The 25,393-nt window shown below is 69.9% G+C and carries 20 protein-coding genes and 3 pseudogenes; 5 read left to right on the top strand and 18 right to left on the bottom strand.

Annotated elements, in window-relative coordinates; genetic code table 11:
• Positions 1-118: 118 nt before the first annotated feature.
• A complete protein-coding gene (locus SSOG_RS37500; RefSeq protein WP_039939621.1) occupies positions 119-1,009 on the bottom strand; it encodes a LysR family transcriptional regulator in 891 nt (296 codons plus the stop codon).
• Positions 1,010-1,166: 157 nt separating this feature from the next.
• Here SSOG_RS37500 and SSOG_RS37495 point away from each other — a divergent pair, with 157 nt between their 5' ends.
• Positions 1,167-1,955: an SDR family NAD(P)-dependent oxidoreductase gene (locus tag SSOG_RS37495; RefSeq protein WP_009719510.1), complete on the top strand. Its 789-nt coding sequence runs from the start codon at positions 1,167-1,169 to the stop codon at positions 1,953-1,955.
• A gap of 85 nt (positions 1,956-2,040) precedes the next feature.
• Here the strand turns inward: SSOG_RS37495 and SSOG_RS56730 are convergent.
• Positions 2,041-2,169: pseudogene (locus tag SSOG_RS56730) on the bottom strand (integrase); the annotation flags it as partial.
• Between SSOG_RS56730 and SSOG_RS56725 the strand changes: the two are divergent.
• Positions 2,123-2,326: pseudogene (locus SSOG_RS56725) on the top strand (integrase core domain-containing protein); the annotation flags it as partial. The pseudogenes SSOG_RS56730 and SSOG_RS56725 overlap by 47 nt on opposite strands.
• Positions 2,327-2,377: 51 nt before the next feature.
• Here the strand turns inward: SSOG_RS56725 and SSOG_RS37490 are convergent.
• Positions 2,378-3,361 (bottom strand): glycoside hydrolase family 3 C-terminal domain-containing protein, encoded by a 984-nt coding sequence (locus tag SSOG_RS37490; RefSeq protein WP_078510661.1) that lies wholly within the window; start codon positions 3,359-3,361, stop codon positions 2,378-2,380.
• On the opposite strand from SSOG_RS37490, the pseudogene SSOG_RS37485 reads away from it, so the two are divergent.
• A pseudogene (locus SSOG_RS37485) lies at positions 3,273-4,830 on the top strand (FUSC family protein); the annotation flags it as partial. The gene SSOG_RS37490 and the pseudogene SSOG_RS37485 sit on opposite strands and share 89 nt — an antisense overlap.
• A gap of 97 nt (positions 4,831-4,927) precedes the next feature.
• Here SSOG_RS37485 and SSOG_RS37480 read toward each other — a convergent pair.
• Complete coding sequence (locus SSOG_RS37480) at positions 4,928-6,742, bottom strand: APC family permease (RefSeq protein WP_039939617.1); 1,815 nt, start codon at positions 6,740-6,742, stop codon at positions 4,928-4,930.
• A gap of 341 nt (positions 6,743-7,083) precedes the next feature.
• Here SSOG_RS37480 and SSOG_RS37475 point away from each other — a divergent pair, with 341 nt between their 5' ends.
• The gene (locus SSOG_RS37475) at positions 7,084-7,533 is read left to right on the top strand and encodes a DUF1931 family protein (protein WP_039939616.1); all 450 of its coding nucleotides are present in this window, start codon (positions 7,084-7,086) and stop codon (positions 7,531-7,533) included.
• Between the two features lie 49 nt (positions 7,534-7,582).
• Here the strand turns inward: SSOG_RS37475 and SSOG_RS37470 are convergent, their stop codons facing one another.
• The 14 genes from SSOG_RS37470 to SSOG_RS49555 all read right to left on the bottom strand — a co-directional run bounded on the left by SSOG_RS37470 (position 7,583) and on the right by SSOG_RS49555 (position 23,917).
• Positions 7,583-8,017 (bottom strand): DUF2267 domain-containing protein, encoded by a 435-nt coding sequence (locus tag SSOG_RS37470; protein WP_245606462.1) that lies wholly within the window; start codon positions 8,015-8,017, stop codon positions 7,583-7,585.
• A 74-nt stretch (positions 8,018-8,091) separates the two neighbouring features.
• A complete protein-coding gene (locus tag SSOG_RS37465) occupies positions 8,092-8,586 on the bottom strand; it encodes an Hsp20/alpha crystallin family protein (protein ID WP_039939614.1) in 495 nt (164 codons plus the stop codon).
• A complete protein-coding gene (locus SSOG_RS37460; protein ID WP_009719503.1) occupies positions 8,583-10,412 on the bottom strand; it encodes an FAD-dependent oxidoreductase in 1,830 nt (609 codons plus the stop codon). Before SSOG_RS37460 ends, SSOG_RS37465 begins: the two co-directional genes overlap by 4 nt.
• Positions 10,412-10,675, bottom strand: coding sequence for a UBP-type zinc finger domain-containing protein (locus SSOG_RS37455; protein WP_009719502.1), 264 nt, complete (start codon positions 10,673-10,675; stop codon positions 10,412-10,414). Before SSOG_RS37455 ends, SSOG_RS37460 begins: the two co-directional genes overlap by 1 nt.
• Before the next feature lie 5 nt (positions 10,676-10,680).
• The gene (trxA, locus tag SSOG_RS37450; RefSeq protein ID WP_009719501.1) at positions 10,681-11,145 is read right to left on the bottom strand and encodes a thioredoxin; all 465 of its coding nucleotides are present in this window, start codon (positions 11,143-11,145) and stop codon (positions 10,681-10,683) included.
• A 6-nt stretch (positions 11,146-11,151) separates the two neighbouring features.
• Positions 11,152-13,815, bottom strand: coding sequence for an ATP-dependent chaperone ClpB (gene clpB, locus SSOG_RS37445; RefSeq protein WP_009719500.1), 2,664 nt, complete (start codon positions 13,813-13,815; stop codon positions 11,152-11,154).
• Complete coding sequence (locus SSOG_RS37440) at positions 13,806-14,174, bottom strand: chaperone modulator CbpM (RefSeq protein WP_009719499.1); 369 nt, start codon at positions 14,172-14,174, stop codon at positions 13,806-13,808. Before SSOG_RS37440 ends, clpB begins: the two co-directional genes overlap by 10 nt.
• Positions 14,171-15,139, bottom strand: coding sequence for a DnaJ C-terminal domain-containing protein (locus SSOG_RS37435; protein WP_009719498.1), 969 nt, complete (start codon positions 15,137-15,139; stop codon positions 14,171-14,173). Before SSOG_RS37435 ends, SSOG_RS37440 begins: the two co-directional genes overlap by 4 nt.
• Positions 15,140-15,145: 6 nt before the next feature.
• Positions 15,146-15,739 carry a nucleotide exchange factor GrpE gene (locus SSOG_RS37430; protein ID WP_009719497.1) on the bottom strand — a complete coding sequence of 198 codons (594 nt, stop codon included), beginning with the start codon at positions 15,737-15,739 and terminating at the stop codon, positions 15,146-15,148.
• 10 nt (positions 15,740-15,749) lie between these two features.
• Entirely contained in the window at positions 15,750-17,666 is a 1,917-nt protein-coding gene (gene dnaK / locus SSOG_RS37425) for a molecular chaperone DnaK (RefSeq protein WP_009719496.1), read from the bottom strand.
• Positions 17,667-18,028: 362 nt separating this feature from the next.
• Positions 18,029-20,434 carry a SpoIIE family protein phosphatase gene (locus SSOG_RS37420; RefSeq protein WP_009719495.1) on the bottom strand — a complete coding sequence of 802 codons (2,406 nt, stop codon included), beginning with the start codon at positions 20,432-20,434 and terminating at the stop codon, positions 18,029-18,031.
• A 4-nt stretch (positions 20,435-20,438) separates the two neighbouring features.
• Positions 20,439-21,641 carry a PP2C family protein-serine/threonine phosphatase gene (locus SSOG_RS37415; protein WP_009719494.1) on the bottom strand — a complete coding sequence of 401 codons (1,203 nt, stop codon included), beginning with the start codon at positions 21,639-21,641 and terminating at the stop codon, positions 20,439-20,441.
• Between the two features lie 662 nt (positions 21,642-22,303).
• A complete protein-coding gene (locus SSOG_RS37410) occupies positions 22,304-23,458 on the bottom strand; it encodes a hypothetical protein (protein WP_106516708.1) in 1,155 nt (384 codons plus the stop codon).
• 132 nt (positions 23,459-23,590) lie between these two features.
• Positions 23,591-23,917: an integrase core domain-containing protein gene (locus tag SSOG_RS49555; protein WP_245606668.1), complete on the bottom strand. Its 327-nt coding sequence runs from the start codon at positions 23,915-23,917 to the stop codon at positions 23,591-23,593.
• Between the two features lie 575 nt (positions 23,918-24,492).
• On the opposite strand from SSOG_RS49555, the gene SSOG_RS37405 reads away from it, so the two are divergent.
• Positions 24,493-25,296, top strand: a complete 804-nt coding sequence (locus SSOG_RS37405) for an SDR family oxidoreductase (RefSeq protein WP_039939612.1) — start codon at positions 24,493-24,495, stop codon at positions 25,294-25,296.
• The last annotated feature ends 97 nt before the right edge of the window (positions 25,297-25,393 follow it).

The raw sequence follows: 25,393 nt of genomic DNA, 5'->3' as shown, positions 1-25,393 counted from the left end.
GTCTTCGCCGGCAACGGCACAGCCGTCATCCCGACGCCGCCGCAAAGTCCCCGGTCCAACGCGTTCGCCGAACGATGGATACGTACAACCCGCGCCGGATGCACCGACCGACTCCTCATTAGAGGAGGCCTGTACCGCACCAGTTCTGCTGGTTGAGATGGTCGAGCATGGCCGTCTCCGCCGAACCCGGATTGCGCCGCACGCCGACGAGGACGGGCTCGGTCAGGGAGGGCAGTAGCGGGCAGGCCAGTTCTTCGAAGCCTTCGGGGATGGCCGAGGCCGGGACCACAGTGACGCCCAAGCCCTGCGCCACGAGCCGCACCGCAGTGGAGATCTGTGACGCTCGGGCCACCGTGTGCGGGCTGAGGCCCGCGTTGGCGAGCAGGCGGGCGAGGTAGTCGTCGAGCAGGCTGGCGCGCCGGAACCGGATCCACCCCTCTGACGCCAGGTCTTCCAGGCGCAGGGCGGCCCCGTTCGAGAGAAGCGGGTGCCCCTTCGGCAAGACGGCGACGTAGGCTTCCTCGCCCAGAGGGTGAATGTCGAAGGTGCACCCGGCGGGGATGCGGTGCACGAGGACCATGTCGAGGGTTCCCTGGCGGACCAGCCGTTCCATGTCCGCGGGATCGGGCTCCTCGTGGAGAGTCACCTGCAGCTTCGGGTGGCGATTGCGCAGCTGCCCCAATACCTGGGGCAGCTGGCGTGCTCCCAGGCCCATGTGGACAGCCATGATGAGTTCGCCTGCCAGTTCCCCGTTGGCGGCGCGGGCCGCCGTGATGGCACGCCGGGATGCGGTCGTCGCGATCTTCGCCTCTGCGAGGAAAGCCCGCCCTGCCACCGTCACCGTCACCCCACTCGGAGTGCGGGTGAACAGCTGCACCCCGAGGTGCTTCTCCAAGGTGCCGATCTGCTGCGACAGAGAGGGCTGAGTGACCCGCAGACGTTCCGCTGCCGCTGTCATGGAGCCCTCGTCGGCGACGGCCAGGGCGTATTCGTATTGGCGCAGGTTCAATCGACTCCACCTTCGACATGACATAGGAGATGTCAATGCAGAGTATACGTTGCCACTATTTGCCTCTATGTCGGGGCCGGTCCTACCGTGGTGCACGCCCGGCGCAGCCACCAGGGCCGGAAAGCTGCCGGCTGTCAAAAGCAGGATGAGGCAAGCGATGTGTCCGGTGCTCACAGTCTCGACTCAAGGAGAAAGCGTGCGTCTCGCGAATAAGGTAGCCCTCGTCACTGGCGGGAGCGCGGGCCTTGGTCTGGCGATTGCCCAGAGATTCGGAAGTGAAGGCGCCCACGTCTACATCACGGGGCGGCGGAAGGATGCGCTGGAAGCCGCGAAGGCTTCCATTGAGGGACATGTCACGGCGGTCACCGCGGACGCTACAGTGTCGGGTGATCTCGACAATTTGGTCGAGGCTATCCGTCAGGAGAGCGGGCACCTCGATGTGATCGTCGCGAACGCTGGAAGCATTGAGCGGATGAACTTCGGGCACGTGACCGAGGAACACTTCGACCACACATTCGACCTCAATGCCCGCGGCACACTGTTCACCGTCCAGAAGGCGCTGCCGATTCTACGAACGGGCGGCTCGATCGTTTTGCTGGGCTCGATCACGGCATTCAAGGGGGATCCCGGGGCAGGGGCTTACAGTGCGGCGAAGGCCGCCGTGCGCTCCTACGCGCGCACGTGGGCGGCTGAGTTCGGCGACCGGGGGCTTCGGGTCAACGTGCTGAGTCCGGGGCCGATCGACACACTCATCATCGACGGACAGGCCGAGTACTTCGGTCAAGATCCAGTAGCTCTCCGAGCCCACATGAGCACCCTTGTCCCGATGGGCCGCCTCGGGCTTCCCGAGGAGATCGCCAATGGTGCGCTGTTTCTCGCCTCGGACGAGAGCAGCTTCATGACAGGTGCAGAACTCTGCATCGACGGCGGTATGGCTCAGGTATAGCCCGCTTCGGCCCGAGCAGAACTGGGCATGAGCTTGTCCTACGGATTTGGCGCGGGATTACTCCTATGGGGCTCGAAAAATGGGTGGTCCAGGCCGCGGTGGGGTGTGCGGTGACGCCAGCGATGTGCAGGCGCCGGGTGCGGTGTTCGAGGAAGACCAGGGCGTACATGCGGTGCAGGCTGATGGTGTCGATGTGGAGGAAGTCGCAGGCGATGCTCCTCCGTCGCGAGACGGTGAAGGACGCGGAACTGCTGGTACTGCGGCACGAGAACGCGGTCCTGCGCCGCCAGTTGACCGGGCCGGTGCGCTATGAGCCCGCCGACCGGTTCTGGTTCGCAGTCCTGTCCGGGCTGACACCCCGAGGCCGCTGGCTCAAGACCTCAAGGGCCGGCTCGACCTCGAGCGCCACGGGGCGAGAACCCCTACCTACAACCACTGTCCAAGCCTTCGGACTTACTCGTCCAGCCCTGCTGGACCCACGCCTCGGTGAGGAGGCGGCGGTCCTCGGTCAGGGGGCGGACGGGGCCGCTCAGCAGGACGGTGGTGCGCAGTCCCGGGGCGGCGGACGACGGTGCGACCGACAGCTCGAACTCCCCCGGCTCGACGATCCACGCCAGGTCCGGTCCAACGAACGCCAGCCGGTCCGCCGGCACCGTGAACTCCACCGTGGCCGTTGCGCCCATGTCCAGTTCGACCCGTGCCCAGCCCAGCAGCTGCCGCATCGGGCGGGTCACCGAAGCCACGAGGTCGCGTACGTACAGCTGCACCACTTCGGTTCCGGCGCGCGTGCCGTCGTTGGTCACCTGGCAGCGGATCCGCAGCGTGCCGCCGGTGTCCAGCCGGTCGCCGGTGACCTCCAGGCCCCCGTAACGGAAGGTGGTGTAGGACAGTCCGTGGCCGAAGGGGAACAGCGGTGTCGGATCCACGTTGGACACCGGGCTGCGCCCGCCGAGCCGTGGCTGCCGGTAGTCGTGGGGCTGGCCGCCGGGGTCGCGCGGCATGCTCACCGACAGCCGCCCGCTCGGGTTGAGCCGTCCGGTGAGGACACCCGCGATCGCGGCCGCGCCCTCCTCGCCGGGGAAGAACGCCTGCACCGCCGCCGCCGCCGCCCGGTCGGTCAACGCCCCGAGCGGGTACGGCCGGCCGGTGACCAGCACGATCACCACCGGGGTATCGGAGTCGAGGACCGCTTCGAGCAGGGCCTGCTGCCGTCCCGGCAGCCGCAGCGCCGCCGCGTCACTGCCCTCGCCGACCGTTCCGCGCCCGAACAGGCCGGCGCGGTCCCCGACCACGGCGACGCACACGTCGGCTTCGCGGGCGGCCCGGGACGCGGCCGCCGTGACGCCATCACAGGCCCGCACCCGTCCCCCTGTCCTCCACGGCCCCCGGGGCCTCGCCGAGCGCATTCGGTCGGTCGTCGCCGCGCTCGCCGACCCGGATGTCGGCGCCCCGGCGAAGACCCGGGCGGGACCGCGCGCCGGAGTTGCTCGATGCTGCCACCGACGTCCAGGAGGCGGCCGCCCGTTCGATCCGCCGTGGCACTCCCGCCGAGGTGCCGCCCGGGAGCGCGGACGTCTTGCGCGTCGACGAGGAGCACGAGGTGCTGGAGGGGCCCGCGCAGCAGGCCGCCGAGCGGCTCGTGGAACTGCTCGGCGAGGCATGGGAGATCGCCGGGAGCGGCAGCGCGCGCGGGAAGACGCCCACGCCGCCCGGCCCCGCGGGCGCCCAGTTCCTGGTGCGCCCGACCATGTTCCGGCTGCTCCCGGTCGTCGTCCGGGCGGTCCGCCGCGAGCTCCGCCGGGACTCGCCCGTGTTCCGGCACGCCGTCCGCCTGGCGGCGGTGGCCACGCTCGGCTATCTGATCGCCGCCCGGCTCCCCCTGGCCCACGGCTACTGGGCGCCCATCGCCTCGGTGATGGTGATGCGCCCGGACTTCCACCGGACGTACGCGCGTGCGGTGGCCCGGCTCGCCGGGACCCTGGCGGGGGTCGCGCTCGCCACCGGGATGGTGCGGGCCGTGTACCCGGACGCCCATGTGTTCGGCGCGCTGGCTGTGGTCTCGGCGGGCCTGTCGTACACGCTGATCCGTACCGGCTACGCCTACTCCCAGTGCTTCACCGCCGCGTACGTCGTCTTCCTGCTCGGCATGGGCGGCCAGGCATGGGAGCAGACGGTCCCGGAGCGGGTGGTGCTCACCCTGCTCGGTGGGGCCCTGGCAATGCTGGCGTACGTGGTGTACCCCGCATGGGAGACGCCCCGGCTGCCGGGCCGACTTGCGGACTGGCTCGCCGCCAACGGCCGCTACGCGGCCGCGGTGCTCCGCAGCTACGCCGAACCGACCCGGGAACATCGCGCCGACATGCGCAAGGCACTGCTGGAGAGCAGGGAGGCACGTGCCGCCTGGCAGGAGACCTACGACCGGGCAAGGCAGGAACCGGTCCGCCCCAGGGGTCTGACGTCGCGCGAGGCGGAGGAGGCGCAGGAGGCGCTCAAAAGGTTCGGCCGGGCGGCGATGCTCATGGAGAGCCACGTCCCGCGGGCCGACAGCCGTTTCGTCCCCGAGGCGGAGCGGTTCGCCGAGGCCCTGGAGGCGGACACCGCGCAGGCGGCAGTCGACGTACGCGAGCACAGGAATCCGGACTGGGGGCGCGTCGAGGAGGCGCTCCACGCGTGGGAGGGCACCGCCGCCGGGGACCGGAGCCCGGTGGTGCGGCGCGGGGCGGAACTACAGAAGCGGGCCTTGGAGGACCTCGCGACGGCCGTGAGCCGCACGCCTCTGGAACGGGACGTCGGCTCTGCGCGCGAGGAGCAGCGGGTGCGGGCGGCCGTGGCGGCGGAAGGTGACGGATCAGGACCCGCGCACCGGGATGGGTGATGAACAGGTTGCGCTGGGCGGCGGCGTACCAGTCTCCGTGGCAGCCGGCGCGGTTGAGGCGGTCGTTCTTCACCCACCGACGGGTAGCGGGCCCCGCTCACACGCTCAGGCCGTACGGCATCATGCAGACGACGACATCGGTGCGCGCCCTGAGGACCGTGGCCAGCAGCAGGCCGCGCTGGTTCTGGAGGATCTTGTAGCGCCGGTGCCGGGGCTCGACCTCGGGGATGAGAACGGCGATCTCCCGGCCGCCCCCGGCCTCGCGCCGCACATACGCGACCATCGGCTGCACCAGGGAGCGGTGCGGGCTGTCGATGATCTCCAGGCGCACCCCGGGATTCCAGCGCTCCCAGGTGTCCTGTAGCGCCCGCGCCTTGGCGGGCTCGGCCTGGACGCTGACCGCCACGACCTCGTCGCCCATGGCGAGCGCCGCCGTCAGCGCGCGCTGCGCGAGCCCGCTGACGTCGCCGAGCGGGACGATGACCAGGCTCATGGTGCGCACCGGTGGCGGCGGGATCCGCCCGAGCCCGAGTTCCTCGCCGGCCGCCGTGTAATAGCGCTGGACGCGGGTGAACAGCAGCATCAGCAGCGGCACCGCGACGACGACCACCCAGGCCCCTTCGCGGAACTTGGTGGTCAGCAGGACCAGTCCGGCCACGGTGGTCAGCACGGCCCCCAGACCGTTGATCATCGCCCGGCGCAGCCACCCTTCCGGCTGCTCGGTCGCCCAGTGCCGTACCAGCCCGACCTGGCTGATGGTGAAGCTGGTGAACACTCCGATGGCGAACAGCGGGATCAGCCGATGGGTCTCGCCCCCCACCGCGTAGAGCAGCACGGCCGACAGCAGCGCCAGCGCCACCACGCCGTACCGGTACACGGGCCGCTCCGCGCGCAGCCCGAACAGGTGGGGTAGCCGGTCGTCCCGCGCCAGCAGGCTCATCAGGACCGGGAGGCCGCCGAAGCTGGTGTTCGCGGCGAGTGCGAGAACGAGGGTGACGATGAGGTTGGTCGCGTAGTACTCCCATCCGGTTCCGTACGATCCGGCGGCGAGCTGGGCGAGGACCGTCACACCGTCGCGCGGCGCCACATGGTCGCGGCGGATCAGATACGTCATCCCGAGCAGCATCACTCCGAGGAGCATGCCGAGCATCAACTCGGTGTGCTGGGCGCGCTTGATGCGCGGCTCGCGGAACATCGGCACGCCGTTGGCGATGGCCTCCACCCCGGTCAGGGCGGAGCAGCCCGAGGAGAACGCTTTCAGGATCAGCAGGACGCCCAGCGCCTCGGTGGCCCGGACGGGGTGGGCGCCGCCGACGACGGCCGCGGGGTGCGAACGCAGGATCCCCATGACGACGATGCCGAGCATGCTGACGATGAAGAGCACTGTCGGCAGCATCAGCACCCTGGCGCTCTCGGCCACTCCCCAGAGGTTCACGACCGTGAGCAGGGCGAGCAGCACCAGGCAGACGGCGAGCAGATGCGAGGAGAGGATCGGGAAGGCGGAGGCGAGGCTGGCGGCGCCGGCGGCCAGGCTGACGGCGACGGTGAGGACGTAGTCGATGGTCAGACTCGCCGCGGCGAGCAGGCTCACCCGTTGCCCGAGGCTCTTCTTCGCCACCGCGTAGGCGCCGCCGCCGTCGGGGTGGACGGCGATCACCTGGCAGTAGGAGATCACCAGCACGGTGAGCAGGACGGTGATGACGACAGTGATGGGCAGCGTGGCGGTAAGGGCCCCGGTGCCGGCCGCGACCAGGACGACCACGATGGCCTCGGGGCCGTACGCGACCGAGCTCAGCGCGTCCAGGGACAGCGCGGCCAGCCCCTCAAGGCTGGTGAGATGGTGCTTGTCGCCCTCCCCGTGGCGCAAAGGTACCCGTGGCCGCAACGCGCGGTGTGCCAGTCCGAACGCCATGGGGAACCTCGGGGCGGGGTAGTCGGGGACCGTCCCGCGACAGTGTGCCCCGCCGTGGCGCCCGGCCACCTGAGGCGTGCCCGAACAGCCGCCACTTGTCCACCGCCTCCGTGACTCCCCTGACCTGACCGAGTGCTCCTCACGGCGCTCCCCGAGTGTCGCCGCGGCGGTGGGAGCCGCGCCCATAGCATGACCTGGCGCGGTCACCGACCTGTCGGCAGCAGGCCGGGCCGTGCGATTGGTTCCTGGCGGCCCATGCGGTCGCGCATCCGGCGAGCGAGGGTGGCGCTGACGAGGCGCGCGGGGTTAGCCCAGCGCCGGACGACTGGAGGTTGGTGACCATGACGGTGATGTCCGTGCCCAGGTTCGAGCGGTTCTTCCGGGTGGCGGCGGGACTTGATGTCGACAAGAACGACCTCAAGCGCTACAGCGACTTCGTGGACGCCAAAGTCTACGATCTGCTGCTCATCGCCGAGGCGGTCGCGAAGGCCAACACCCGGGACGTGATCCTGCCGTGCGATCTGCCGATCACCAAGGGGCTACAGGAGAACATCCACCGCTTCCGGGACCTCGACCACGAGATCGAGTTGAAACCCATCCTCGATCAGCTCGTCAGGCACCCGCCGCTGGACCGGGCACCCGACGACGCGACGGAGGCGAGGTTGCCGGAAATCGTCGGCGGGCTCAGCCTGGCGCTCGCCAAGGCATTCAAGATCATCTACCCGGACCTGAAGAACCCGCAGACCAAGCACTGGGAGACGGTCTGGCCGCTCTTCGATCTCCTGCTGTGACGCCGGGGTTGTGAAAATGCCGGGAGCGCTGCGGTGACCGCCGGACCGGCTAGGAGGGCATGACCGCGGATATCGAGGCGGGCATGCGCGCCTTGAGGTCCTTCCACTCACCCTCGCTGACGTGGTTCTCGAGGACGTGCAGGACCGTGCGCACCAGTTGCTCGGTGTCGCCCTCGATCGAGTACGGAAAGTCGTGCCGGACTCGCCGGAAGAATTCCTCGCTGTTGAATTTCACGGGCGTCTCCGCGGGTTTCCACCCGTCGTAGTAGACGCCGCGCAGCAAGGTCGGAAGCTGCGCTCCGAACTGCACGGCCTCATCGACCGACAGCCGGTCCCGCAGGTGGTGCAGGACCGCGCGCAGAGCGGCGTACGACTGCTTCCGGCGCTCCTTGGGCCACCCGTAGGCGTGCTCGATCTCCTTCAGGACATGGTTGGCCTTGTCGACCATGGTGTCGAACGAGGAAAAGCCTGTCGCAACCATCATGTAGTCCTTCCGATGCCCGCGGCGGCACCCGGCGCAGCGGGGCCGCCGCGGGAGAGAGCCGGATCCCGGCGGTCTCAGCCGCCTTGGCGTTCGCTGCTCTCGGTTATCTCGATGTGACGGGGCTTGGCGGTCGCCGCCTTGGGGACGGTGACCGTGAGCACGCCGCTGGACATGCTCGCCGTGACGCCTTCGGTGTTCACTTCGCTCGGAAGCAGCACCCGGTACTCGAAGCGACCGGTACGGCGACTGCTGTGCCGCATGATCCCTTTGCGCTCCCGTTCCTTGATCTCCCCCGTTACGGCCAGCTCCTGACCATTGATCTCGATGTCGACGTCCTTGCGGTCCACGCCGGGGAGCTCGAGTTCCAGGTGATAGGCGTCGTCGGTTTCGGTCACATCGGCGGACGGCGTCCACGCCGCTACGGCGGGAGCCGCGCTTCCGACCGTGGATTCGAGCAGACCGCCCATCTGGTTGATGAGGTCGTCGAATTCCAGAAGTGGATTGCGCGCCCATCCCCTGGGACGCTCCACCGTTCCTTGGCCTCGCTGTCGGCGAACCGGCATATTCATGGTCCGTCCCTCCGGTCGTGTCGGTTGGTGGGTAGCGGATCTGTTGTGTGACCACCGCCCGGCTCGGCGAACCGGCCGGACGGAGCTTGTGTGTCATCGGGGTGGCGCGCGACGTCGACGGTGGTGTGGCCGAGGTGCTCATGGACCTGATGGATGGCCATCGCCCCTTCACCCGCGGCGGAGGCCACCCGCTTGACCGAGCCGCTGCGTACGTCGCCCGCGGCGAAGACCCCGGGCAGGCTGGTCTCCAGCCCCAGACAGGCACGGCCCTGGCCCTCCCAGACAGTGCCACTCGCGCGGGCCTGCGCCGGGGCGCCGGTGCGCACGAAACCACGGTCGTCCAAGGCGACCACGTCGCCGAGCCACGCCGTGCGGGGCTGGGTGCCGATGAAGACGAACATCGCGCGTACGACCAGCTTGCGGCGCTCCCCCGTGCGGTTGTTGTCCACCACGATGGCCCGCAGGACATCGTCGCCCTCCACCTCGCGCACCTCGCTGTTCAGCAGCACCTGCACCCGTGGATGGCGTTCGATCTGGTCGACGAGGTAACGGGACATCTTGGCGCCGAGGTCCGGACCCCGGATCAGCAGATGGACGCGCGGGACGCGCTGCGCGAGGAAGAGGACGGCCTGGCCCGCGGAGTTGCCGCCGCCGACCACAGCGACCGGATCCGCCCTGCACTGCTGCGCCTCGAACACGGTCGCCGCATAGTAGACGCTCGCCCCCTCCACCCGTTCGATGCCGGGCACTTCGAGCCTGCGGTACCGGGCCCCCGTTGCCAGCACGACGGTATGGCTCACCACATCGCCGCCGTCGGCGAAGGTGACGCGGTAGTAGCCGTCGTCCTCGGGCTTGAGCGCGGTCGCTTCCGCGGGAACCCACACCTGGGCCCCGAACTTGCGCGCCTGGAGCTCGCCCCGTTCGGCGAGGTCGGAACCGGAGATCCCGGCCGGAAAGCCGAAGTAGTTCTCGATGAGGGACGACGTGCTCGCCTGGCCGCCCGCGGCGATCGCATCCAGGAGGGCCGTGGTCAGTCCCTCGGACGCGCCATAGACGGCGGCCGCCAGCCCGGCGGGTCCGGAGCCGATGATGATCAGATCGCTGCGGGTCTCCTCGGCTGACGGAGGGGAGAGACCGATGAGCCGCGCCAGTTCGGCGTTGCTGGGGTTGCGCAGCACCCGCTGATCGCGCCAGATGACGATCGGTGTCTCCTCCGGGGGGACGGAGAAGCGGCGCAGCAAAGCCTCGGCCTCCTCGTCCGACTCCAGATCGATCCAGCGGTGCGGCAGCCGGTTGCGGGCCGCGAACTCGCGCAGCCGCCGGGTGTCGGGTGAGTAGCGCGAGCCGATGATGCGGAAGCCCGCGCCGGCGCCGACGAGCAGCGCGCGGCGGCCCAGATAGGCACGGAGGATGAGGTCGCCGAGGATCGGATCGCGGGCGACCAGCACCCGCAGCCAGTCGATCGGAAGGGACAGCACTTCTCCGGGATCACGGGCCCGGGCGGTGTAGAAGGCCACCTGCCCCTGGAGGAGCCCCAGCTCGCCGAGGAAGCGCCCCGGCCCGTGCACCCTCAGGATCCGCTCCTCGGGGGTGCCGTGGGCCTCTACGATCTCGATGGAGCCGCTGAGGATGACCAGGAACTCCGCGCACCGCTCCCCCTCCCGGACCAGCACCTGGCCCGACTCGGTCGAAAAGCGCTCCCCGTGTTCGGCGAGGAACGCGATCTGGGCTTGCGACAGCCGTGGGTAGGCGCCGTACAGGTCCGGGGTCTCGAACGACACCGCCTCGTCGGGAGCGGCGTCGTGGGGCCGGTCGTCGCCTGCCATCAGGCCGGCGCCTCGTGGGCGTAGCACCAGCGCCAGCTCTCACCCGGCTCCATGGGCTCCACGATGGGATGCTGCTCGGCGTAGGCGTGTGCGCGCGCGTGCTTGAGCGGTGAGGAGTCGCAGCAACCGACGTGGCCGCAGGTCAGACAGAGCCGCAGATGCACCCATGGGGATCCCAGCCGCAGGCACTCCTCGCACCCCTCGGGGCTGCGCGGGGAGACCGGGCGCACCATGGACAGGTGCGGGTCGGGTTCGATGGCCATGGACGTCACCCTCTCTTGCTGTCCTGCCGGCCCGCCATCACCTGCTCGACCCACGAGCGCAGGGTGCCCGCCGGGGCGGCACCCGCGCGGCGGGCGACCGGCTCCCCCTTGTCCAGGATGAGCAGGGTCGGCACGGCCTGCACCTCGAACCGCTGGGCGAGGTGCGGATTGCCGTCGATGTCGACCTTGACGAGTTTGACCTTGCCCGCCAGCTCCGTGGCGACCCGCTCAAGTGCGGGGCTGACCATCCGGCAGGGCCCGCACCAAGTCGCCCACAGATCCACGACGACGAGGGGCGTCGCCTTCTCGGCGACCTCGGCGAAGTCGTTCTCGTCCGCGTCCACGATCCACGGCAGCGCTGACTTGCAGTTGCCGCACCGGGGGGCGCCCTCGGCCGCCGCGGGGATCTTGTTCACACGTCCGCAGGTGGGGCACTTGAGGGTCCGGGCTTTGATCGTCGGGTTCGGCATGGCCGGTCACGCTGCCTCTCCGGCTTCCTGCCGGGCTCGTTCCTCGACGTGCTCGCCCGACGGCTGTTCGTAGGTGACCACCAGTTCGCCGTGCCGGCCGTCGACCTTGATCGTGGTGCCCTCCTGGACGTCTCCCTTCAGCAGGGCGCGTCCGATGAGGGTCTCGACCTCGTGGGAGATGAAGCGGCGCAGCGGCCGGGCGCCGTAGACCGGGTCGTAGCCCTCGTGGGCGATGACCTGCCGGGCTTCCGGGGTGAGTTCGACGGCGATCAGGCGTTCGGCCAGACGCTTGCGCAGCTCGTCGAACTGCAGCTCCACGATGCGCTCGATCTGGGGCTCACCGAGCGGCTTGAACAGCACGATGTCATCGACCCGGTTGAGGAACTCGGGGCGGAAGTGCCCGCGCAGCTCGCTCATCACCAGGCTCCGGGCGTCCGGCTTGAGCTCGCCCTCGGAGGTGACGCCGTCCAGCAGGTGCACCGAGCCGATGTTGGAGGTCATGATGATCACGGTGTTGCGGAAGTCCACCAGCCGCCCCTGGGCGTCGGTGATCCGGCCGTCGTCCAGGACCTGCAGCAGGGTGTTGAAGACGTCGGTGTGCGCCTTCTCGATCTCGTCCAGGAGCACGACCGAGTACGGTTTGCGCCGCACCGCCTCGGTGAGCTGGCCGCCCTCCTCGTAGCCGACGTATCCCGGCGGGGCGCCGACCAGCCGGCTGACGGTGTGCCGCTCCTGGTACTCGCTCATATCCAGGCGGATCATGTTCTCCTCGGTGTCGAAGAGCGCGGCGGCCAGCGTCTTGGCCAGCTCGGTCTTTCCGACGCCGGTGGGGCCGAGGAAGATGAACGAGCCGATCGGGCGGCGCGGGTCCCGGATGCCCGAGCGGGCGCGGATGATGGCGTCGGAGACCAGCTTGACCGCCTCGTCCTGGCCGATGACCCGCTCCTGGAGGATCTCATCCAGGCGCAGCAGCTTCTCGCGTTCGCCCTCCTTGAGGCGGGAGACCGGGATTCCGGTCCAGGCGGAGACGATGTCGCTGATCTCGTCCTCGGTGACGACCTCGCGCAGCAGCCGGTGCTCGCCCTGCTTGGCGGCCAGCTGCTCCTCCTCGGCGGCCAGCTTGCGCTCCAGCTCCTGGAGCTTGCCGTAGCGCAGTTCGGCGGCGCGGTTGAGGTCGTAGTTGCGTTCGGCCTCCTCGGCCTCGCGGCGCACCTCCTCCAGTTCCCTGCGCAGCTCCTGCACCCGGCGGATGGACTGCCGCTCGGCCTCCCACTGGGCGCGCTTGGCGTCGGCCTCGGCCCGCAGGTCGGCGAGTTCCTTGCGCAGCTCCTCCAGCCGCTGCCGGCTGGCCGGGTCGGTCTCCTTGGAGAGCGCGGCCTCCTCGATCTCCAGTCGGGTGACCCGGCGGGTGATCTCGTCCAGCTCGGCGGGCATGGAGTCGATCTCGGTACGCAGCCGGGCACAAGCCTCGTCGACCAGGTCGATGGCCTTGTCGGGCAGGAACCGGTCGCTGATATAGCGGTGGCTCATGGTGGCGGCGGCGACCAGGGCGGTGTCCTGGATCTTGACGCCGTGGAAGACCTCCAGCCGCTCGCGCAGGCCCCGCAGGATGGAGATGGTGTCCTCCACGCCGGGCTCGTCCACCATCACCGTCTGGAAGCGGCGCTCCAGCGCGGCGTCCTTCTCGATGTGCTTGCGGTACTCGTCGAGGGTGGTCGCGCCGATCATGTGCAGCTCACCGCGGGCCAGCATCGGCTTGAGCATGTTCCCCGCGTCCATGGCGCCCTCGGCCGCCCCGGCGCCGACCACGGTGTGCAGCTCGTCGATGAAGAGCAGGATCCTGCCCTGGGCGGCCTTGACCTCGGCAAGTACGGCCTTGAGCCGTTCCTCGAACTCGCCGCGGTACTTGGCCCCGGCGACCAGGGAGCCCATGTCGAGGGCGAACACGGTCTTGTCGCGCAGCCCTTCGGGCACATCACCGCGTACGATGCGCTGCGCCAGGCCCTCGACGATGGCGGTCTTGCCGACGCCGGGGTCGCCGATGAGCACCGGGTTGTTCTTCGACTTGCGGCTGAGGATCTGGGTCACCCGGCGGATCTCGGCGTCCCGGCCGATGACCGGGTCCAGCTTGCCGGAGCGGGCCTCCAGGACCAGGTCGCGGCCGTACTTCTCCAGCGCCTCGTACGCCACTTCCGGGTTGGCGGAGGTGACCCGCTGGCTGCCGCGGACCTGCGTGAGGGCGTGCAGGAACGCGTCCTTGGTGATGCCGTGCTCCTTGAGCACGCGTCCGGCCGCGGTGCCGGACCCCTCGTCGGTGAACGCGAGGACGAGGTGTTCGACCGAAACGTACTCGTCCTTGAGCCGCTTGGCCTCCTGCTCGGCGGTGTCCAGCAACTGGGAGAGGCGCTGAGTGACGAAGACCTGTCCGGGGGCGGCGCCGGGGCCGGTGACCTTGGGCTTGCGCGCCAGCTCGGCCTCCAGCATCGAGCGCATCGCCTCGGGATCGGCGCCCACCTGGGTGACCAGTCGCGGGATCAGACCCTCCGGCTGGTCGAGGAGTGCGAACAGCAGGTGCTCGCCGTCGACTTCGGTGTGCCCGAACCGCATCGCAGTGGTCTGAGCGTTCTGGAGGGCTTCCTGGGACTTCTCGGTGAGACGGTTCATGTCCATGGCGGTAGATCACTCCTCGCGCCGCTGCGGCGCAGTGCGTCTTCGAGCCGGTCAATGCGGTCGAGCAGATCGAGTACCAGACCGATGGAGGCGTAGTTCAGGCACATTCCGGCGTGCAGGCGCTCGATGCGGCCCAGCACCGCCGGGGCGGAGGGGGCGAACACCAGTCGCCCCGCGTGATCACGCTCGGCGTCGAGGAGGCCGAGGGCGACGAACCTCGCCACCAGGTCGGGATGGAGCCCGGTGCGACGGGCCACGGTTTCCAAGGAGAGCCTGCGGGCGGGCACCAGGTCGTAGTGGATGGACGGGACGGGTGCGTACCTCGTGTCCGTCCGCGTCGTGTTCGCGTGCGTGCTCATCGCTCACTCCTGGGATCGAAGGAGGAGGCGGCGGCGAGCGCTTCGAACAGCTCCCGCTCGCGGTCGGTGAGTTCGGGCGGCACCATGATGCGGATCTCTGCGTAGAGGTGGCCGTTCGGACCGCCGGGGTTGGGCATGCCCTCGCCGCGCAGTCGCAGCTTGCGGCCGCTGGAGGTGCCGGGGGGAACCGTCACCTTGGCGGTGCCACCGGGGGTGGGCACGGGGACGGTCGCGCCGAGCGCGGCCTCCCAGGGAGCCACCGGGAGGTGGACATGGACGTTACGGCCGTCCAGCCGGAACCGCGGGTGCGGCTGGATCCGTACCCGCAGATACAGGTCGCCCGCCGGGGCGTCACCGGTGCCGTGGCCGCCCTGTCCGGCCAGCCGGATGCGCTGGCCGTCCACGACGCCGGGCGGGACGTCGGCCTCGAAGGTGCGCCGGCCCGTGGGTCCGGCCAGGGTGACGGTGCGGCGGCCGCCGTGGTACGCGTCCTCGACGGTGAGCGGCAGTTCGGCCTCCTGGTCGGCGCCGGGGATGTCCACGCGGCCTCCGCCCCGGCCCCCCATGCCGCCGCCGAAGAAGGAGCCGAACAGGTCCTCGAAGTCGACTCCGCCACCCCCGACGTCGTCACCGAAGCCACGGACGAACCGGACCCGGTCCCCGTCCCCGGAGGTCGTCCAGCCACGGAATCCGCCGCCTCCGCCGCCGACACCGGCCCCGACCCGCTCCTCCCAGTCCTCGGGAATCTTGCGGTAGTCCTCGCCGAACCGGTCATAGCGGGCACGGGCCTTCGGGTCGGAGAGCGCGGCGTACGCCTCGTTGAGCTCCTTGAAGCGCTCCTCGGCCCGGGGGTCCTTGTTCACATCCGGGTGGTACTTGCGGGCCAGCTTGCGGAACGCCTGCTGGATCTCGTCCTGGCTCGCGCCCCGGGAAACCCCGAGTACGTCGTAGAAGTCCCGCGCCATGGCAGGTCACTCCCGTTTGGCGACGGCGACGGCTACCGGCCTCAGCTGTTTGTCGTCCTTCCCGTAGCCGGGGCGCAGCACCTGGACCACCGTCCCCGGTTCCGCGTCGGCGTCCTCGATCACGCCCACCACCTCGTGCCGGGCCGGGTCGAACGGCACACCGGTCTCGGCCTCCCGCTCGTAGCCGAGCCGGGCGAGGGTGCCCACGGCCTGGTCGTGCACGGCCTTGATGCCCTCCACGATCGCGTCGGGGTCGGATCCGGCGTGAGAGAGGGCGAGTTCGAGGTTGTCGATGACGGGCAGCAGCGCCGAGGCGGTGCGGGCCCGCTCGGCGGCCCGCTCCCGCTCCAGCTCCCTGGTGTGGCGCTTGCGCAGATTGTCCAGATCGGCCAGGGCCCGCTTCCACTTGTCCTCGAGCTCCGCCAGGGCCGCCTCGTGCTCGGCCCGTTCGCCGGTGGGCGGGGCGGGCCCCCCGGCCGCATCCGGGCCGGGCTCCTGGGGCGGCTGCGCCTGCTCCCGCTCGGGAGCGGGCAGATCCTGCCCGGGCTCCGGTGCGGCGCCCTCCGGCACCGGTTCGCGCTCCTGGGGTTGGTTGGACACGTTTGCCGCCTCAGCCCTTGTCGAACTCGGCGTCGATCACGTCTTCGTCGGCGCCCTCACCGGCTTGCCCCGGCCCGGCGCCCTGCGGTCCGCCGGCCTCGCCGCCTGCCGCGCCCGCGCCCGCGGCGGCCTCCGCGCCGTGGGCCTGCAGCCCGGCGTAGACCTGCTGGAGCTCGGAGATCCGCGGCCTGACCTCGTCCACGCCGGCCTCGTCCTTGACGGCCTGGCGGGCCTCGGTCACCAGCATCTCGGCACGCGACTTCTCGTGCGAGGGCACGGCGTCGCCCAGTTCCTGCAACCGCTTCTCGACCTGGTAGGCGACGGCGTCCAGTTCGTTGCGCGCGTCCACGGCCTCGCGCAGCGCCTGGTCCTCGCCGCGGTTGCGCTCGGCCTCCTGGACCATGCGCTCGACCTCGCCGCGGTCGAGGTTTCCGGTCTCGCTGATCACGACGGACTGCTCCTTGCCGGTGTCCCGGTCCCGGGCGGTGACGTTGAGGATGCCGTTGGCGTCGATGTCGAAGGTGACCTCGACCTGCGGTTCGCCACGCGGCGCCGGGCGGATACCGGTCAGCTGGAAGCGGCCGAGCACCCGGTTGTCGGCGGCCCGCTCGCGCTCGCCCTGGAGGATCACGATGTCGACGGCCTGCTGGTTGTCCTCGGCCGTGGAGAAGGTCTCGGTGCGGCGCACCGGAATGGTGGTGTTCCGGTCGATGATCTTCGTCATCACGCCACCGCGGGTCTCGACGCCCAGCGAGAGCGGGGTGACGTCCAGCAGCAGCACATCCTTGACGTCACCCTTGAGCACCCCGGCCTGGATCGCGGCGCCCAGCGCCACGACCTCGTCGGGGTTCACGCTCATATTGGGCTCCTTGCCGCCGGTCAGCCGGCGCACCAGCGTCTGGACGGCCGGCATCCGGGTGGAGCCACCGACGAGGATGACCTCGTCGATATCGTTCTCGCTGACCTTGGCGTCCCCCATGGCCTGCTGGACCGGGCCGAGGCAGCGCTCCACCAGGTCGGAGGTGATCTGCTCGAACGTGGACCGCATGATCGTTTCGGTCAGGTGCTTGGGCCCGGAGGCATCGGCGGTGATGAACGGCAGATTGGCCTGCGTCTGGGTCACCGAGCTCAGCTCCACCTTGGCCTTCTCCGCAGCCTCGAAGAGCCGCTGCAGCGCCTGCGGGTCCTGGCGCAGATCGATGCCGGTGTCCTGCTGGAACTTGTCGGCAAGGTGGTCGACCAGGCGGCGGTCGAGGTCGTCGCCGCCGAGATGGCTGTCGCCCGCGGTGGAGCGCACCTCCACCACGCCGTCCCCGACGTCCAGGATGGACACGTCGAAGGTGCCGCCGCCGAGGTCGAAGACGAGCACCGTCTCGTGTTCCTTCTTGTCCATGCCGTAGGCGAGGGCCGCCGCGGTCGGCTCGTTGATGATCCGCAGCACCTCCAGCCCCGCGATCTCACCGGCGTCCTTGGTGGCGCTGCGCTGGGCGTCGTTGAAGTACGCGGGCACCGTGATGACCGCCTCGGTCACCCGTTCGCCCATCTGCTTCCCGGCGTCGTCGGCGAGCTTGCGCAGCACCAGAGCGCTGATCTCCTCCGGCGAATGCAGCTTGTCGCGCACCTTGAAGCGCGCGAGGCCGTGCTCGCCCTCGACGACGTCATAGGCGACCGCCTTGGCCTCGTCCGACACCTCGTCGAACTTTCGGCCGATGAAGCGCTTGGCCGAGTAAATGGTTCCCTTGGGGTTGAGGATCGCCTGGCGCCGGGCCAGCTGACCCACCAGCCGCTCACCGGTGTCGGTGAACGCCACGACGGACGGGGTGGTGCGGCTGCCTTCGGCATTGGGGACGACCGAGGCTTCACCGCCTTCCCATGCGGCGATGACCGAGTTGGTGGTGCCCAGGTCGATACCGACTGCCTTGGCCATGGCAACTCCTTCAGAGGCGGCCACGATCTTCGCCCCTGTGCCCGGTCGGGCGACGGGGTCGGGATTACGGGATCTACCCCGCAAGAGTGGCAAAGCGGGGCAATGAACGCCTGCGCCCGTGGGGCCTAATTTCGGCGCCCCAGTCCGCCACCGAGGACAGGTACGAGCGGGCGCGATCCGGGCGACCCACACCCGGGCAGACCGGCTCGCCGCTGACCGATGCCCGGGTCGGGGTTCTCCTCGACCGCGACGTTCCGTGGTCGTTCGTATACAGCTGCTTTCATGATCGCTCCTTCTCTCACCACCACACGCATGCGCCCGCGATGGCGGCGGGTTGTTGGGGCGGAGCTCCCGGCCCCCGCTCAGTCGTCGGAGAGATCCTGCTCGGCCCAGATGGTCTTGCCATGGACCTCCGGGCGAGTGCCCCAGCGCTGGACGAGTCGGGCCACCAGGAAGAGGCCACGGCCACCCTCGTCGAGCGCGCGGGCCCGGCGCAGACGCGGTGCCGTGCTGCTGGCGTCGCGGACCTCGCAGATGAGCGCGCGGTCGCGGATCAGGCGCAGCCGGATGGGAGGGTGACCGTAGTGGATCGCATTGGTGACCAGTTCGCTGACGACCAGCTCGGTGGTGAGGACCAGCTTCTCCAATCCCCAGTCCATCAGCTGGGCGGTGACCTCCCGCCGGACCCGGGAGACGACGGCGGGTTCCGGAGGGATCTCCCAGGTGGCGACCCGGTCGGGGCCGAGGGCCCGGGCGCGGGCGAGGAGCAGGGCGACATCGTCCTCGGGGCGGGCGGGGAGCAGAGTCCGCAGGACGGTGTCACCGAGGGCGTCCAGGGACGGGCCCGGCTGGGCCAGGGCATCGCACAGCGCCCCCAGTCCCTCGTCGATCGCGCGGTCGCGGCCCTGGACCAGGCCGTCGGTGTAGAGGGCGAGGACACTGCCCTCGGACAGTTCGGTCTCGACCGCCTCGAAGGGCAGGGTGCCGAGGCCGAGGGGCGGGCCGTTGGGGACGTCGAGGATGTCGGCGGTGCCGTCCGGGGTGACCACGACGGGCGGGGGGTGGCCGGCGCTGGCGAGCGTGCAGTGGCGGGAGACCGGGTCGTAGACCGCGTACAGGCAGGTGGCGCCGGTGGCGCCGGGGGGTTCGGGGGATTCGGGGGGTTCGGGATCGTCCTCGGCCGCCAGCCGGGTCACGAGATCGTCGAGGTGGGTGAGCAGCTCGCCGGGCGGCAGATCGATATCGGCCAGGGTGCGGATGGCGCTGCGCAGCCGCCCCATGGTGGCGGACGTCTGGACGCCGCGGCCCGCGGTATCGCCGACCACCAGGGCGGCGCGAGCGCCGGAGAGCGGGATCACGTCGAACCAGTCGCCGCCCACGCCGGCCCAGGCTTCCGAGGGCAGATAGCGTGAGGTGACCTCCATCGCGGCCAGGTCGGGCAGGCGCCGCGGCAGCAGATTGCGCTGCAGAGCCCTGGCCGTCATGCGCTCGCGCTTGTAGCGGCGTGCATTGTCCACGCATACGGCCGCTCGGGCCGTGATCTCCTCGGCCAGCAGCAGGTCGTCCTCGTCGAAGGGCACCGGCGTCCGGTGGCGCGCGAAGAACACCACGCCAAGGGTGACACCGCGGGCACGCATGGGCACCACCAGCTCCGAGTGGATCCCGTACTCCCGGATCCTGGCGGCCCGTACCGGGTCGAGGGCGCCCCACCGGACCATGAGCTCGTCGGTCACCTGGTAGAGGACGGCCCGGCCCTCGGCCAGGCATTCGCCCGACGGTGAGGACTCCGGGTGGGTGTCCAGTTCGCCCGCGTCGACCACGGCCTCCGGGGTTCCGGGGAGGACGGAGCGATGGGCGGCCCGGCGCATGGTGATGGGACCGGCCAGCGGGCCCGAGGGGGGTTCCTCACCCTGGTCGAGAAAGGTGAGCAGGTCGACGCCGACGAAATCGGCGACCCGGGGGACGGCCACGTCGGCCAGTTCATGGGCGACGTGCGCGATGTCCAGGGTGGAGCCGATGCGCTTCCCCGCCTCGTTCAGCAGCAGCAACCGCCCCTGGGCCTGGTGCCGGCGGGTCGTGTCGTACGCGGCGAAACACACGCCGTACACGCGGCCCGTCCGGTCCTTGAGCGGCGCGAGCGAGATCGTCCAGGCGTGCTCGCGGCTCTCCCCCGGCACCCGCAGATAAGCCTCCAGGACCTGCCGTTCTCCGCTTTCCAGCACGCGACGCATGCCCTCCTCGGTCTTCTCGCTCTCCGGGTGCGACAGGAGCTCGACCAGGCGCATACCGCGCATCCGATCCTCGGTGAGGGCGGCCGCCGCCTCCATTTCGGCGTTCGCCCGCACCAGCCGCAGGTCCGTGCCGAAGACCGCGAGCACGCACGGGGCCTGGGCGAACGCCCTCACAGCCGCGTCGGCCTCGGGCGAACGCGGTTCCCGCGCGACGGCGGACACCAGGAGCCACCCGGTGGCACCGCCGTCCGCCACCACGCGGTGCGCCAGCGTCTCCGCCTCCACGCGATGGCCGTCACGGTGGCACAGCACCGCCCGTCCGCTCCACCTCGACCGGCCGGCCAGGCAGCGCCCGACCGCCTCGGCGGCGGTCTCCCCGGCCCACAGCTCGGTCACCGCTCGCCCCACGATCTCCTCGGGTCGGTAGCCGAGCAGCCGCTGGGCGCCCTCGCTCCACCCGGTCACGACGCCGTGCGAATCCATCGTGACCGTGGCCAGGTACACCGTGTCGAGAGCCTCGTTCACCACGGATGACATCGTCTTACCGTCCCGGCGGGCGCCATTCGATCATCAGAATCGTGGCGTCGTCGCTGAGTTCGTCGCGCCGGTGGTCGAGGATGGCGTGAATAAGCAGGCGGAGCACCTCCGTGGCGTTCTGCCCGGCGGCCGTCGACCGGATGATGTAGTCGGTGAAGCGGTCCAGGCCGAATTGTTCGCCTCCCTCGTTGCGCGATTCCACGACACCGTCGGTGTACAGCAGAATCCGATCGCCGGGTTCCAGGGCCGCCTCGTGTATCTGCCGGGGGCCGGCGGCCAGGCTGGCGGGCAGCCCCAGCGGAGGCTCGGAAGGCCGCTCCAGTTCCTTCTCCAGCAGCCGGTGGCGGCGGATGAGCAAGGGGGACGGATGGCCGCAGTTGGACCAGCGCAGCACCCCCGTGGGCATGTGCAACTGGGTGAAGATGCCGGTGCAGAACTGATCCGGGAGCCAGGTCGACAGCACCGAGTCCACGGCGCCGACGAGCGAGGCCAGGTCGGCGCCCGTGCGCCGGGCGTTGCGTGACCCCGCCATTGCCACGGAGGTGGCGAGGCCGGACGCCAGATCGTGGCCCATGGCGTCGAGGATCGTGGCGTGCAGCACGTCCTCGGTGAACGAATGGTCGAAGGCATCGCCTCCCAGCTCGTACGCGGGCTCCAGGACCGCGGTGGAGATCACCCGGCCGGTGCCGATCGAACGTGGTGGCAGAAAGGCCCGCACCATCTCCGTGGACAGCTGCATGGGCCGGGTCCGGGTGCGCTGCGCGAACGTGTCGATGTAGGTGCGCTTGGAGGTGATCACCAAGCCGAGGAGCGAGGCCAGCGCCCGCGAGCGCCACAGCCGCAGCCCGTCCAGGGACTCCATCCGCAGCCGCAGGACTCCCAGCCGCTCGGCCCCGTTGGCCAGCGGCAGCCATACGACCAGCCCGCCCGTGCCGTCCTCCTCCACCCGCAGGGAATCTGTGCGGTACGCCCATCCTGCGAGGGAGGCGTCCACCGGGAGTTCCGTCTCGTCCTCGGCCAGCGGCAGCAGCAGCCTCTGCTGGAGATCGATCAGATGGACGACGGCACGGCCCAGACCCATGGCCCCGGCATAGCGGTTCAGGACCGCCGGGAACTCCGCAGGGGAGGCTTGCTGGGTGGCGCTGACCAGCTCCTCGAGCAGCTGTTCGGCGGCCCCGGCCGAGGTCGACACATCCGCGTCCACCATACGAGCAACTGTACGGCGGGCTCTCTTCCGGCGTCGTCCGCGGCCACCGTCCCGGCCGCCCCGCGGGGCGGCCCAGCCGTCCTCCGTCGGCGGCCGGGGCGCACCCTCGCGCTCCGCACGGGCCAGCTGTCTCTCCGCCTCATCCAGCCGGGCGCGCCGCTCCTGCCGGGCCGACTCGACGTCCCGCTCCAGGGGTGTCCGGCACACGGCGCTCGTCAGCTCCTCCAGCGCCCGCTGTCGGTCCCCTCCCAGGCGGCGAGCGCCTCCTTGAGCCGCCGCCCCGTCGCTAAGCCCGTACCTCTTGGTGGTGAGCAGGCTGGTGCCCCGGGCCAACACCGGCAGCCGCATCATCAGCACGTCCCCGGGGCCCAGCTGGTCCAGTGCCTCGGCCATCGGGGTGGCATCCGGTGGCACGACTCGTTGTCATCACGCTCTCCCGCCTACGCGTGTGATTCCGAGGGTCTGCCTCACCTGGCCGGCGAAATCCACCGGCATGTCGCCCTCGGGGACGGCGGGAATCTGACACGCGGTGAAGACCAGTCCGTTCGCCACGACGACCTGCCTGCCCTCGAGGACGGCCCCGCGCGAGTGGACATCACCTTCGTGATGCGGCCCGCGCGCATGACCCCATGCGCGGGGACATCGGTCCACACTGCCGACGCCTACCCGGACTGCGCGGCGTCGGCCTCCTGGCGTTCACGCTCCGCTTGCTCGCGGCGCTGTCGTTCCCGTTTGCCGTAGGCGGCGCGGCGGACCGCTTCGTCGCTCTCGAATTCGGATCCCAGGGCTCCGCCCACGATGGCCGCCGCGCTCGCCAGCGACGCCAAGCGCGCGTAGTCGCCCAGTCCGACCGAGCGGCCCACCTGCTTGGCCAGCACTCCGCCGTCAATGAGGAACAAGGACACCGCGAAGTCCACGACATAGAGGCCGACGAGACCGCACAAGACGCCCAGGGACAGGGTCAGGACCGTGGAGAGGTTGTACAGCGCCGCCTTCTCCCTGTCCTGGGGGGAGGGAGTTTCGGGCCGCTCCCACAGACGCCGGTGGACGATGAGCCAGGTCACCATGGCCGCCACCGAGAAGAGGGAGATCACGGCGAGCCGCTCGGCCCGGATCCCGGTGGCCACGTTCCAGACAGACCCGTTCATCACGGCGATGGCGCTGGTGGCCAGCGCGGCAGCGAGCGCCTTGGCGAGGGCGGGGACCAGCCGCCAAGGGCCGTTGGCGCGCACCATTCCGAGCAGCAGGCGCAGGCGCCCTCTCGCCGGAGACCCCACGATCCGCAGATCGACGATCTCTCCGTCCGTCACCACGCGCTTCATGGGGGCGATCCGCTCCGGAACGATCGGTCCGATGGTGCCCTGGCCCGGCCGCGTGGAGCCGTCGCCGGTCGTGGTGAGCATCAGATCTTTCAGGAGCCGGACGACGGAGCGACGGAGCCGCCGCCGTAGGAAGATCCCACCGAGCGCGGGCAGCGACACCAGCGCCACCCGATCTTCGGCGTCCACATCGACCACCAGTGGTCGCCCGTCGGTGCGCAAGGGCAGATCGGTGAGGCAGACGGCGATGTCCCAGTTCTCCCGAAGCTTGTGCTCCCGTGTCGCGTTGAGGATCGGGAAGCTGTCGTGCAACGTGGCGGTCAGCGGGTCACGGACGACCCGCAGGCTCCACTCGATGTCTCGGTTCACGGCTTCGGCGAGCAGTTCCGGCAGATCCTCGGCCAGCTTCTCCGCCAGTTCCGCCGGCGCGTCCGGATCGACGAGGAGGCCCACCACAACGCGCGGCTGCCCGTTGTCCGCATCGGGAGTAGCCCGCATCACCACTCCCGTCTTCCGTGATGTGAGCAGCAGGTGCTGGGGCAGGCCGTAAGGCCGCGCCGAATCACGGTAACGGCACGCTCCCGAATGACGGCGGCGACACGCACGCCCGACCAGGTGTCAATATTCCGATCAGGCTGCTGAGCTGGGCGTTTCCTGTGGATGATGAGGCAGTCGGGGTGGCGTGGTGTGGTACTCGTTGAGCAGTCCACCGAGTACTTGCCGACGCCTGACCGTTGCGGCGGGCAGGGGGATGACGTTCGGATCGTCGTCCGGCGCTCGCAGGTTCAGGCTGCGGTGGGCTCGTCCGGCGTTGTAGTGCTCGGCATACATGCTGAGGACGGTGCGCAGGTGTCGTTCGCCGGTGATGAGAAGTCGGTCGGTGCACTCGGCGCGGGCGGTGCGTACCCATCGTTCGGCGAACGCGTTGGACCGCGGGCTTTGCGGCGGAGTCGGGATGACGGCTGTGCCGTTGCCGGCGAAGACAGCATCGAATGGGCGCGGAGGAAGGAGCGCCAGGTCTGCTGGGAGGCGCGCTGCGGTGCGGGCGGCAGACCGGAGCGGCGCAGAACGCGCCGGAGCACGGCACCATCAGCCCATGACAGCCGCGGCCGCCCACGAAGCCTTCCTCAAGCTCGCCTGCTGCCTCATCACCCACCGCCAACTCAGGTCATTGCGTTAGCCCCTGTAACAGGTCGATTCACGACGACGATGCCGGGTCGCAATACTGATCAAAGCAATCAAGAAAATGACTGTGCAGGAGGGGATTGCGGCAGCGTGAGCCAGCGCACCAGGCAAGGGTGGCTCTCACAGTACCTGTATCACCAGGGTCTCCCAGGCGTCCAGGACGCCTGTCAAGCTGTTTGAGCCGGCTCCCAGCTACACAGAGGAGAAGTAATGGATCCACGGGAGGCGCGCACGGCGGCCGCCCGAGAACCCGTCCCTGCAGCTTTACCCCCCATCAGTTCAATTCAGCTGCACCGGACGCGCGACCGTGTCAGCACATGCTTCCACGACAGAAGGAACGAAGACCAATGGCGGACAACCAGTTCACCACTCACGCAGACCTTTTCGATCTGAGTGGGAAGTACGCACTTGTCACTGGCGGCACCAGGGGCATTGGGATGATGATAGCGCGCGGCCTTCTACAGGCGGGCGCCCGCGTCATTATCAGCTCACGCAAGGCAGACACGTGCGCGGAGGCACAGCATCTACTGTCCGAATTCGGCGACGTTCAAGCAATCCCCGCCGACCTGTCCAGGTACGACGAGTGTCAGCGCCTCGCTGATCTGGTCAAGGTCGACTCGGAACGCCTGGACATCCTCGTCAACAACGCGGGAGCGATGTGGCGCGAGCCGCTAGAGACGTTCCCGGACGAGGCCTGGGACGCAGTGATCGACCTCAACCTCAAGTCGCCGTTCTGGCTGATGCAGGCGCTGCTCCCCGCACTTCGCAGGGCAGGCACCGCCGATGATCCCGCGCGGATCATCAACATCGGCAGTATCGCCGCCATCCACGTCGCCGAGTCGCCCAACTACTCGTACGCCAGCAGCAAAGCGGCACTCCATCAACTCACCAGAGTGCTTGCCAGAGAACTGGGCCCACAGCACGTCACGGTGAACGCGGTAGCCCCAGGACCGTTCCCGTCGCAGATGATGGCGTCCACGCTCGATGCCATCGGCGACACGATCGCGGCGAAGGCCCCTCTGCGCCGGCTCGGCCGCGACGACGACATGGCAGGTATCGCCGTGTTCCTCGCCAGCCGGGCCGGATCGTACCTCACGGGCACCATCATCCCGAGCGACGGCGGCATCGCCACGACTGCATCAGGTACCTAGGCGTTGGCGCGAGGCTTTGGCAGCGGCCGACGGGCCCTCGTGAACACCTCCGAGTCGGGTCTCAACGCAGCCGTCGGGGTACCAGCAGTACCTCCCT

Origin of the sequence: Streptomyces himastatinicus ATCC 53653 (genome assembly GCF_000158915.1) — a bacterium.
Taxonomy (GTDB): domain Bacteria; phylum Actinomycetota; class Actinomycetes; order Streptomycetales; family Streptomycetaceae; genus Streptomyces; species Streptomyces himastatinicus.
The sequence above is the reverse complement of the archived record's forward strand: the minus strand, read 5'-3'. Positions and strand labels throughout refer to the sequence as shown.

What these genes read in the sequence shown, in the direction of transcription:
- SSOG_RS37495 (WP_009719510.1), top strand. Translation starts at nt 1,167, where the DNA reads ATGTGTCCGGTGCTCACAGTCTCGACTCAAGGAGAAAGCGTGCGTCTC.
- SSOG_RS37490 (WP_078510661.1), bottom strand. Translation starts at nt 3,361, where the DNA reads ATGCGCTCGGCGAGGCCCCGGGGGCCGTGGAGGACAGGGGGACGGGTG.
- SSOG_RS37480 (WP_039939617.1), bottom strand. Translation starts at nt 6,742, where the DNA reads ATGGCGTTCGGACTGGCACACCGCGCGTTGCGGCCACGGGTACCTTTG.
- SSOG_RS37475 (WP_039939616.1), top strand. Translation starts at nt 7,084, where the DNA reads ATGACGGTGATGTCCGTGCCCAGGTTCGAGCGGTTCTTCCGGGTGGCG.
- SSOG_RS37470 (WP_245606462.1), bottom strand. Translation starts at nt 8,017, where the DNA reads ATGATGGTTGCGACAGGCTTTTCCTCGTTCGACACCATGGTCGACAAG.
- SSOG_RS37465 (WP_039939614.1), bottom strand. Translation starts at nt 8,586, where the DNA reads ATGAATATGCCGGTTCGCCGACAGCGAGGCCAAGGAACGGTGGAGCGT.
- SSOG_RS37460 (WP_009719503.1), bottom strand. Translation starts at nt 10,412, where the DNA reads ATGGCAGGCGACGACCGGCCCCACGACGCCGCTCCCGACGAGGCGGTG.
- SSOG_RS37455 (WP_009719502.1), bottom strand. Translation starts at nt 10,675, where the DNA reads ATGGCCATCGAACCCGACCCGCACCTGTCCATGGTGCGCCCGGTCTCC.
- trxA (WP_009719501.1), bottom strand. Translation starts at nt 11,145, where the DNA reads ATGCCGAACCCGACGATCAAAGCCCGGACCCTCAAGTGCCCCACCTGC.
- clpB (WP_009719500.1), bottom strand. Translation starts at nt 13,815, where the DNA reads ATGGACATGAACCGTCTCACCGAGAAGTCCCAGGAAGCCCTCCAGAAC.
- SSOG_RS37440 (WP_009719499.1), bottom strand. Translation starts at nt 14,174, where the DNA reads ATGAGCACGCACGCGAACACGACGCGGACGGACACGAGGTACGCACCC.
- SSOG_RS37435 (WP_009719498.1), bottom strand. Translation starts at nt 15,139, where the DNA reads ATGGCGCGGGACTTCTACGACGTACTCGGGGTTTCCCGGGGCGCGAGC.
- dnaK (WP_009719496.1), bottom strand. Translation starts at nt 17,666, where the DNA reads ATGGCCAAGGCAGTCGGTATCGACCTGGGCACCACCAACTCGGTCATC.
- SSOG_RS37420 (WP_009719495.1), bottom strand. Translation starts at nt 20,434, where the DNA reads ATGTCATCCGTGGTGAACGAGGCTCTCGACACGGTGTACCTGGCCACG.
- SSOG_RS37415 (WP_009719494.1), bottom strand. Translation starts at nt 21,641, where the DNA reads ATGGTGGACGCGGATGTGTCGACCTCGGCCGGGGCCGCCGAACAGCTG.
- SSOG_RS37410 (WP_106516708.1), bottom strand. Translation starts at nt 23,458, where the DNA reads ATGCGGGCTACTCCCGATGCGGACAACGGGCAGCCGCGCGTTGTGGTG.
- SSOG_RS37405 (WP_039939612.1), top strand. Translation starts at nt 24,493, where the DNA reads ATGGCGGACAACCAGTTCACCACTCACGCAGACCTTTTCGATCTGAGT.